The sequence below is a fragment of the Pseudomonas fluorescens genome (assembly GCF_000968015.1).
GTDB classification, from domain to species: Bacteria; Pseudomonadota; Gammaproteobacteria; order Pseudomonadales; family Pseudomonadaceae; genus Aquipseudomonas; species Aquipseudomonas fluorescens_W.
In genome coordinates this window covers 82,358-91,069 of the sequence record NZ_LACH01000031.1, presented here as the reverse complement: position 1 = coordinate 91,069, position 8,712 = coordinate 82,358, and the positions used below count along the sequence as shown (strand labels likewise).

The window sequence follows — 8,712 nt, the reverse complement described above, 5'->3', positions numbered from 1 at the left end:
CTTCCAGAATCTGCCGTCAACCCTTAATTACGCTTCTCTATAAGGATGCTCAAAATCGCTGCTTATATATAGACGCGCCCGCCATGAATGCGCAGTATATTGCCCAACAACACTCTCGCTTCCTACTTCGGACGATGCCACGCCATGAATGACCAACCTCGCAGCCTTGCCTCGACCCTGTTTTCGGTTGGCCTGCTATTGATAGCCATGGCATCCATCCAGTCAGGAGCCTCCCTTGCTAAAAGCATGTTTCCCATTATCGGTGCGCAAGGGACCACCACCCTGCGGCTGATCTTCGCCAGCGTGATCATGATGTTGATACTGCGCCCGTGGCGAGCGAAGCTCACCGCAAAATCCCTGCGCACCGTCATCGTCTACGGAATGGCGTTGGGCGGCATGAACTTCCTCTTCTATATGTCCTTGCAAACCGTCCCCCTCGGTATTGCGGTTGCACTGGAATTCACCGGCCCACTGGCGGTAGCCATCTACGCCTCACGTCGCGTGATCGACTTTTTGTGGATCGCCCTGGCAGCCGTCGGCTTGTTGCTGTTGATACCTACGGGAGAAACCACCGCGGGAATCGATCTGATAGGCACCGGTTATGCGTTGGGCGCAGGAGTCTGCTGGGCGCTGTACATTCTGTTCGGCCAAAAGGCCGGCGCCGACAATGGCGTGCAGACCGCGGCACTGGGGGTGATGATTGCGGCACTTTTTGTAGCCCCTATTGGCATCGTCCATGCTGGCACAGCGCTGCTCACTCCCTCACTGATCCCCGTGGCCATCGCTGTCGCCATTCTGTCCACCGCCGTGCCCTACACGCTGGAGATGGTCGCCCTCACCCGAATCCCGACCCGGACATTCGGCACGTTGATGAGCATTGAACCTGCGATCGGCGCACTGTCAGGCCTGCTGTTTCTCCATGAGTACCTCTCACTGTCACAATGGATGGCGATCATGTGCATCATTCTGGCTTCCATAGGCGCGACCATGACCATGGGGAGCGCAGCCAAGCCTGCTGTCGCAGCAGATTGAGACAGGATTTGACGGGGGTCTGGTATTTACCGCGCAATTAGGCCATGTTTAGACCCGTAAGCCAGTGTCAGACATGGATTTTTCAGATAGGGATATCAGAACGCTTCAAGCGAAAGCGAATGCAGCCAGACCCGGGCGCAAAGATCCGGGACGCTATAAGGACAGTAATGAAACGAATTTTGATACTGATCGCCGTACTTGCGGTTGCAGGCTGCGCGGCGACATCGAAAACCCAGGTAAAACACGGCAAGAGAGGGCTGCATATCAACTGTTCCGGGCTGTCGTCATCCTGGGACAAGTGCTACACCAGCGCCGCCAACTCGTGCGCTCCCAAAGGTTACAAGGTCATCGCCAAGTCAGGGGACGCTGTGGAAGAACCAGGCGATTACCCGTTCGGCCTCAACCCGGCAGGCTATACCAGCCGCAGCATGATCGTCATCTGCAAATAGATTGATGCCGCCTGGTCAGGTTCGTGGACCTGCGATCTGGCGGCCAATCTCATCGTAACTGGACTTCAGTACCGCGCGCTGGATGTCTGGCGTGGCCAGCATTCGTGCAATGACCAATGCACCGATACATTGCGACAGAATCGCCCAAGCCAGGCTGTCGCTTTCCAGAACCTGCGCCCAACTCTTCTGAAGTCGACAAATCCAGTTCTCCGCCTGCTGACGAATCATCACGTCTGATCGTGCAATCTCAGCCCCCAATGCCGGCAAAGCACAACCGGATTCCGGGTGCGCGACATGGGCCATGCTCAGGTAGTGTTTCAGGCAGCGTTGGAGCTTCTCAAGACTCTGGTCCGCCCCTAAACGCTCCAGGCTTTGAGACAGCTCACGCTCGACGATTGAAGCGAACAGCTCATCCTTCGACGAAAAGTGACTGTAGAACGCCCCACCACTCAAACCGATCGCCTTCATCAAACCGTCGACACCCACCGTTGAAAAACCAGACTTCTTGGCCGACACCGCACTGCTTTCAAGTAGTTTCTCTTTGGTTTCCAGCTTGTGATTGGCCGAGTAACGCATTGCCTTGCCCTCAGGATTGATCGCCTTGACGCTTGCCGAATCGTAGCATAACGTTCGTTTAGTTAACGATCGTTTAGCAAAGGGATCTACCCATGAATAACAAGAAGGTCGTACTGGTTGTTGGTGCCGGGGATGCCACCGGCGGCGCTATTGCAAAACGCTTTGCGCAGGAAGGATTTGTGGCGTGTGTCACCCGCCGTAGCGCGGACAAACTCCAGCCGCTCGTGGACGCCATCAAGGCCAATGGTTATGAAGCCCACGGCTTTGCCTGCGATGCGCGCAAGGAAGAGGACGTGATCGCGTTGGTTGAGCAGATCGAAAGCCAGATCGGCCCAATCGAAGCGTTCGTTTTCAACATCGGCGCCAATGTGCCTTGCAGCATTCTCGAAGAAACCGCGCGCAAATATTTCAAGATCTGGGAAATGGCCTGCTTCTCGGGTTTTCTCAACGCTCGTGAAGTGGCCAAGCGCATGGCCAAGCGTCAACGCGGGACGATCTTGTTCACCGGTGCTACCGCCGGCCTGCGTGGGGCCTCAGGATTTGCGGCGTTCGCCGGCGCAAAGCACGGAATTCGTGCCCTGGCGCAAAGCATGGCGCGTGAACTGGGGCCGATGAATATTCACGTCGCCCATGTAGTAGTCGACGGTGCCATCGATACCGATTTTATCCGCGAGAGTTTCCCCGAAAAATACGCGACCAAGGACCAGGACGGCATTCTCAATCCAGAGCACATTGCCGAGAACTATTGGTACCTGCACAGCCAGCCCCGTGACGCATGGACCTTCGAGCTGGACCTGCGCCCCTGGAGCGAACGCTGGTAAGCCCTACCCCACAATAATAAACAGAGCGCATCGACCATGAGCAAAACCGTGGAGTTCTATTTCGACCTCGGCAGCCCCGCCACCTACCTGGCCTATACCCAACTGCCGAAGATCTGCGAGCAGACAGACAGCCAGTTGATCTACATACCCATCTTGCTGGGTGGCGTCTTCAAAGCCACAGGTAACGCCTCCCCCGCGACCATCCCCGCCAAGGGCCACTACATGTTTCAAGACCTGGACCGCTACGCCAAGCGCTATGGCGTGCCACTGAAGTTCAATCCCCACTTTCCTATCAACACCCTGATGTTGATGCGCGCTGTCACCGGCATGCAGTTGCGTCATCCCGGACGCTTTCAGGCATTCATCGATTGCCTGTTTCACGCCCTCTGGGTTGAAGGCCACAGCCTCGATGACCTCGCAACCGTCGCGTCAGTACTGACACAAAACGGTTTCGATCCAAATGAGGTGCTGGCCCTGACTGCCGATGAGGAAGTCAAAGCCGCGCTCAAGGACAACACAGAGAAAGCAGTGCAACGGGGTGTATTCGGTGCCCCGAGCATGTTTGTCGATAATCAGCTGTTCTTCGGCCAGGATCGCCTGGACTTCGTCCTTGAAGCCCTGAGTTAAATCTCGACGACCAGCCGTCCCTGCGCAGCTCCAGAAACGAGCAGCTCATGGGCGGCTTCGGCGGTTTGCAGCGTGAACTGCCGAGGGTCGAGCAACGGTTTTAACTGACCCGCCTCAATCAACTGCGCTGCCTCCCGAAGTATCTCCCCGTGATGCTCGCGCCCCTTGCCAGTCAGCAACGGCAACAAGGTAAACACTCCAGAATAAGTCGCCCCACGAAACGAGAGCGGCGCAAGACTGTGCTGCCCCCATCCAAGACAACTCACGACATGTCCCTCGTAGACCCTGACAGCCTTGAATGAAGCGTCCAGCGTCTCACCACCCACCGTGTCGTAGACAATGTCGAAGCCCTCCCCCGCCGTGTGCTCAGCCACATACTCCTCGACCGAAGATTTGCGGTAATCAATAAACGTCGCACCGACCCCTTCAATGATCGTCTGCTGCCTGGCCGACCCGGTGGCAAACACTTCAGCACCAAAAGCCCGGGCAATTTGCACAGCCACATGCCCGACACCACCCCCACCACCGTGAATCAGCACTTTCTGCCCCGCCCGCACCCGCGCACGATCCACCAATCCTTCCCACGCCGTGATCAGTACCAACGGCAACCCTGCGGCCTCTCGCATGCTCAGATTGACTGGCTTGCGCGCCAGCAGTCGTACATCGACGGCGGCGTATTCAGCCAGTGAACCCTGCGTACCGCCAATGCCGGTGGCCATCGCATAGACCTCATCACCCAATAGCCAGCCGCTGACACCCTCCCCCAATGCCGCCACTGTTCCCGCAAGATCAATACCTAATATCGCCGGCAAAGGCTGGCGCGCATGAGCAGCCTGACCCGACCGAATCTTCCCATCCAGAGGGTTCACCCCACTGGCCTTGATCCTGACCAACACCTCACCGGCTCCGGGCACAGGCCGTTGAATGGAAGCCAAGCGTAAAGGCCCGTTGGCCGAATCAACAATCAGAGCGCGCATTTCAAGTGAGTCAGTCATTTCGCAATTTCCCGTCAGAGGTGGCTGTGGGATTAATCTTCCTCTCCCTCACTCATGCCGATAAGACGCTATATAGCTATAGTGACCATGCCCATTTGGCATCAATGAGAAACCCCGTGGACAAACTCAATGCAATGGCGATCTTCGTCCGCGTTGTCGAACGTGGCAGCTTTTCTGCCGTCGCCCGGGAATTGCAGACCAGTCAGCCGACCATCAGCAAAGTGCTGCGAGCACTGGAAACTGATCTGGGTGGAAAGCTGATTTCCCGCAGCACCCGACAACTGTCCCTGACCGACGAAGGTCAGCGGTACTACAGCGAATGTCGACAAATTCTGGCGGCGGTAGACGCCGCAGAACACAGTTTTCACTCCGGCCGCGAAGCTGTTGCCGGAAACCTGAAAATCGGATCGTCCGTGAGTTTCGGGCGCTTGCAGATTGCTCCGCGACTGCCGGCATTCCTCAAAAAACATCCCCAGGTGCAAATTGATCTGCAACTGAGCGATCAAAATCAGGACCTGGTCAGTGAAGGGCTCGATGTCACGTTCAGGATCGGTGAGTTGAACGACAGCGGATTGATTGCCCGCCGCATCGGCACCACCCACCGAGTGACCGTCGCAACGCCCGACTACCTTGCGCAACACGGCCACCCGCAAACGCCCGCAGAATTAAGCGGGCACAACTGTCTGCTGTTCAACCTGCTGAACAGTCAGAACCTATGGGTTTACGAGAGAGAGGCCCAACGTCACGAAGTGCGAATCAAGGGCAACGCCCAAAGCAACAACTCCGAGGCAATCCGCGAGATGGTACTGGGGGGATTGGGGATTGCGCTGTCGCCGGTTTGGCTGTTCAGCGAGGACTTGAAGGCGGGACGCGTGACAGCGATTTTGCTGGAATACAGCGCCCAATCGCTGCCGATTCATGCCGTGTCCCCGGCGAATCGTCGCCAATCCGCCAGGGTCAAAGCCTTTGTCGACTACATGAGCCAGGCGCTCGAAGAAGCGCCTGAACTCAAACCGATCAAATAGCCGCCGTCCGGGTGTTCAACCACTCAAGGGCTGCGCCGTCGAGCAACGGGCTCAAGCGCTGGCGCACCTCGGCGTGGTAGGCGTTGAACCACTGCTTTTCATCGTCAGTCAGGAGCGACGGCTCCAGACAGCGAGTGTCGATCGGACACAAGGTCAGGGTTTCGAACTTCAGGAATTCACCGAATTCGCTTTTGCCCGCCTCGCGGTTCAACACCAGGTTCTCGATCCGCACACCCCAGCGGCCCGGACGGTAAGTGCCCGGTTCGATGGAAGTGATCATGCCCGGTTGCATCGCGGTTTGCGGTGCAGCGGCGGCCTGATAGGCGATGACCTGCGGGCCTTCGTGCACGTTGAGGAAGTAGCCGACGCCGTGACCGGTGCCGTGACCGTAATCAACGCTTTCAGCCCAGATCGGCGCGCGGGCAATCGAGTCGAGCAACGGCGAGAGAATGCCACGGGGGAATTGCGCACGGGACAACGCAATCACGCCTTTGAGCACTCGCGTGCAATCGCGCTTCTGCTCATCGGTCGGCGTACCGACCGGTACCATCCGCGTGATGTCAGTGGTGCCGCCCAGGTACTGGCCGCCGGAGTCAATCAACAACAGACCGTCGCCTTCGATCACTGCGTGCTCTTCTTCAGTGGCGTGATAGTGCGGCATCGCGCCATTGGCGTTGAACGCGGCAATGGTGTTGAAGCTCAGCGATACATAGCCCGGACGTCGGGTACGCGCCGCCGTCAGGTGTTCGTCGATGGTCAGTTCGGTGATGCGCTCACGACCCAACGCAGTGTCCAGCCAGGTGAAGAATTCGCACAGCGCCGCGCCGTCCTGTTCCATGGCCTGACGAATGTGCTCGGCATCGGCCAGGCTTTTCTGCGACTTGGCTAACGTCGTCGGGTTCAGGCCTTCGACCAGTTTCACGCCGCTGTCCAGGTTATCCAGCAATCCGGCGGTGACGCGCGCCGGGTCGACTTGCAGGCTCTCCCCGCTCGGTACAGCACGCAAAGCGGCAGCCACTTCGCTGTAGTCGCGCAGGGTCACGCCATCCTGTTCGAGGATCGCGCGCAATTCGGCATTGACCTTGCTCAGGGCTACGAACAGGGTTGCCTGCTCTTGGCTGATCAACGCGAAGGAAACAAATACCGGGTTGAACGACACGTCACCGCCGCGCAAGTTGAACAGCCAGGCGATGTCATCAAGGGTGGCGATGAAATGCCAGTCGGCACCGCGATCTTTCAAAACTTCACGCAGCTTGGCCAGTTTCTCGCCGCGGCTGACCGTCGCCTGAGGCGGCAGGTGTTGATAGATCGGTTCATTTGGCAGCGTCGGACGGTCGCTCCAGACTTCGTTCAACACATCGATGTCAGTGCGTAGACGTGCGCCACGTTCTTCGAGCTTGCCACCCAACGTACGCGCCGAAGCCACGGCCATTACCGCACCATCTACCGCGACGACGCCGCCTTCAGGGGTTTGCTCGGCCAGCCAGTCCAGGGGGCCGGGCTGACCCGGTTGCAGCTTGACCAGTTCGATGCCGCTGCCCTTGAGTTCCTTGGTCGCTTGTTCCCAGTAACGGCTGTCGGCCCAGACGCCGGCAAAATCCGGCGTAACGATCAGCGTGCCGACCGAACCATGGAAGCCCGACAACCATTGCCGCCCTTGCCAGTAACCCGGCAGGTATTCCGAAAGATGCGGGTCGGCCGACGGCACCAGCAGAGCGTGAATGCCCTCCCGGCTCATCAGTTCGCGGGTTTGCGCCAGGCGTTGAGGCACCGATCCATTGATCGAAGGCTGCGTACTCATCATGTCTCCTGCTAATCACTTCATCATTATTGTTGAGCGCCGATCAACGTCGGCACTTTCAGACCTTATTGCCAAAATGCCGGAGCACTGGCGCAGGCCGCTTTAATCAGGCGTACCGCTTGGTCGATGTCCTGCTCGGTGGTGAACCGGCCGAGACTCAAGCGAATGGTGCGACTCGCCGAGCGAGCGTCATGCCCCAAGGCCAGCAGCACATGGGAGGGCGCGTTGCTGGCGGAGTTGCAGGCCGAGGTCGCGGAAAAAGCGATCGAGGTGCTCAACGCCGCGGAATTGAACTCGCCTTCGTTGAAGGTCAGGCTCAAGGTATGAGGGATGCGCTGAGTCGGGCTGCCATTGAGGCGAACCCCGGGAATACTCAGCAGCTGTTCGAGCAAACGCTCGCGCAACCGGTCGATCGTGGCTTTCTCTTCATCGAACGAAGAGGCCGCCAACGCGAACGCCGCACCCATGGCAGCGATCTGGTGAGTCGCCAGGGTGCCGGAACGCAAACCGCCCTCGTGACCACCACCGTGAATCTGCGCCTGCACACGCTGCTGCGCGCGCGGCCCGACGTACAGCGCGCCGATGCCTTTTGGGCCGTAAATCTTGTGGGCGGAAAATGACATCAGATCCACTGGCAACCGAGCCAGATCGATCACCACTTTGCCTGCACCTTGAGCCGCGTCGACATGGAACAACGCATCGCGAGCACGCACGACGTCGCCGATAGCCGAGATGTCGTTGACCGTACCCAGTTCGTTGTTGACCAGCATCAACGACACCAGAAAGGTGTCTTCGCGCATCGCTTCGCTGACCGCTTGCGGGGTAATCAGACCCTCGGCGTCAGGCACCAGATAAGTCACCGCGACGCCGGCATCCTGCAACTGCTTTGCCGTGTCGAGAATCGCTTTGTGTTCGATCTGGCTGGTGATGATGTGGCCGCCAGAAACGCCGCGAGCCTGGGCCACGCCCTTGAGGGCAAGGTTGTTCGATTCGGTGGCGCCGGAGGTCCAGACGATCTGCTCCGCCTGGGCGCCGACCAGTTCGGCGACCTGACGCCGCGCCTGCTCGACCGATTGCCGGGCCTGTTGACCGAACGCATGGGAGCTGGACGCCGGGTTGCCGAAGTTGCCGGTAAAACCCAGACACTCGACCATGACCTTGATGACTCGCTCATCCACCGGCGTGGTGGCGGCGTAGTCGAAATACAGAGGACGTTTATTCATAGAAGACTCGCAGAGCATGTTCCGGGATCAGGAGGCTCGTCACTGAAACATCAAAGCGCAGCCTCGTGAGCTGCGCCGATCGTTCAGAGCGTTAGAAATACCTGATCGGAGGCCGTTAAAGAAGGACAACTTCATTTAAAAGTGCGTAGGAACGCTCCTGAAG

The 8,712-nt window shown here is 58.4% G+C and carries 9 protein-coding genes; 5 read left to right on the top strand and 4 right to left on the bottom strand.

Annotated elements, in window-relative coordinates:
• The first annotated feature begins 144 nt into the window (after positions 1 to 144).
• The gene (gene rhtA, locus VD17_RS14920) at positions 145 to 1,032 is read left to right on the top strand and encodes a threonine/homoserine exporter RhtA (protein WP_046054464.1); all 888 of its coding nucleotides are present in this window, start codon (positions 145 to 147) and stop codon (positions 1,030 to 1,032) included.
• Between the two features lie 167 nt (positions 1,033 to 1,199).
• Complete coding sequence (locus VD17_RS14915; protein ID WP_008156219.1) at positions 1,200 to 1,481, top strand: hypothetical protein; 282 nt, start codon at positions 1,200 to 1,202, stop codon at positions 1,479 to 1,481.
• Between the two features lie 15 nt (positions 1,482 to 1,496).
• Here the strand turns inward: VD17_RS14915 and VD17_RS14910 are convergent, their stop codons facing one another.
• Positions 1,497 to 2,057 carry a TetR/AcrR family transcriptional regulator gene (locus VD17_RS14910; RefSeq protein ID WP_046054463.1) on the bottom strand — a complete coding sequence of 187 codons (561 nt, stop codon included), beginning with the start codon at positions 2,055 to 2,057 and terminating at the stop codon, positions 1,497 to 1,499.
• A gap of 92 nt (positions 2,058 to 2,149) precedes the next feature.
• On the opposite strand from VD17_RS14910, the gene VD17_RS14905 reads away from it, so the two are divergent.
• On the top strand, positions 2,150 to 2,878 hold the full coding sequence (locus VD17_RS14905; protein WP_046054462.1) for an SDR family oxidoreductase: 729 nt from the start codon (positions 2,150 to 2,152) through the stop codon (positions 2,876 to 2,878).
• A gap of 36 nt (positions 2,879 to 2,914) precedes the next feature.
• Complete coding sequence (locus VD17_RS14900) at positions 2,915 to 3,505, top strand: 2-hydroxychromene-2-carboxylate isomerase (protein WP_046054461.1); 591 nt, start codon at positions 2,915 to 2,917, stop codon at positions 3,503 to 3,505.
• On the opposite strand, the gene VD17_RS14895 is transcribed toward VD17_RS14900, so the two are convergent.
• Entirely contained in the window at positions 3,502 to 4,500 is a 999-nt protein-coding gene (locus VD17_RS14895) for a zinc-dependent alcohol dehydrogenase family protein (RefSeq protein WP_046054460.1), read from the bottom strand. The genes VD17_RS14900 and VD17_RS14895 overlap by 4 nt on opposite strands.
• Positions 4,501 to 4,604: 104 nt before the next feature.
• On the opposite strand from VD17_RS14895, the gene VD17_RS14890 reads away from it, so the two are divergent.
• Positions 4,605 to 5,525 (top strand): LysR family transcriptional regulator, encoded by a 921-nt coding sequence (locus VD17_RS14890; RefSeq protein ID WP_185753154.1) that lies wholly within the window; start codon positions 4,605 to 4,607, stop codon positions 5,523 to 5,525.
• Here VD17_RS14890 and VD17_RS14885 read toward each other — a convergent pair.
• Together VD17_RS14885 and VD17_RS14880 are read right to left on the bottom strand one after the other, a co-directional pair.
• Entirely contained in the window at positions 5,518 to 7,326 is a 1,809-nt protein-coding gene (locus tag VD17_RS14885; protein WP_046054458.1) for an aminopeptidase P family protein, read from the bottom strand. The two genes, VD17_RS14890 and VD17_RS14885, sit on opposite strands and share 8 nt — an antisense overlap.
• 65 nt (positions 7,327 to 7,391) lie before the next feature.
• On the bottom strand, positions 7,392 to 8,549 hold the full coding sequence (locus VD17_RS14880) for an aminotransferase class V-fold PLP-dependent enzyme (protein WP_046054457.1): 1,158 nt from the start codon (positions 8,547 to 8,549) through the stop codon (positions 7,392 to 7,394).
• Between the last annotated feature and the right edge of the window lie 163 nt (positions 8,550 to 8,712).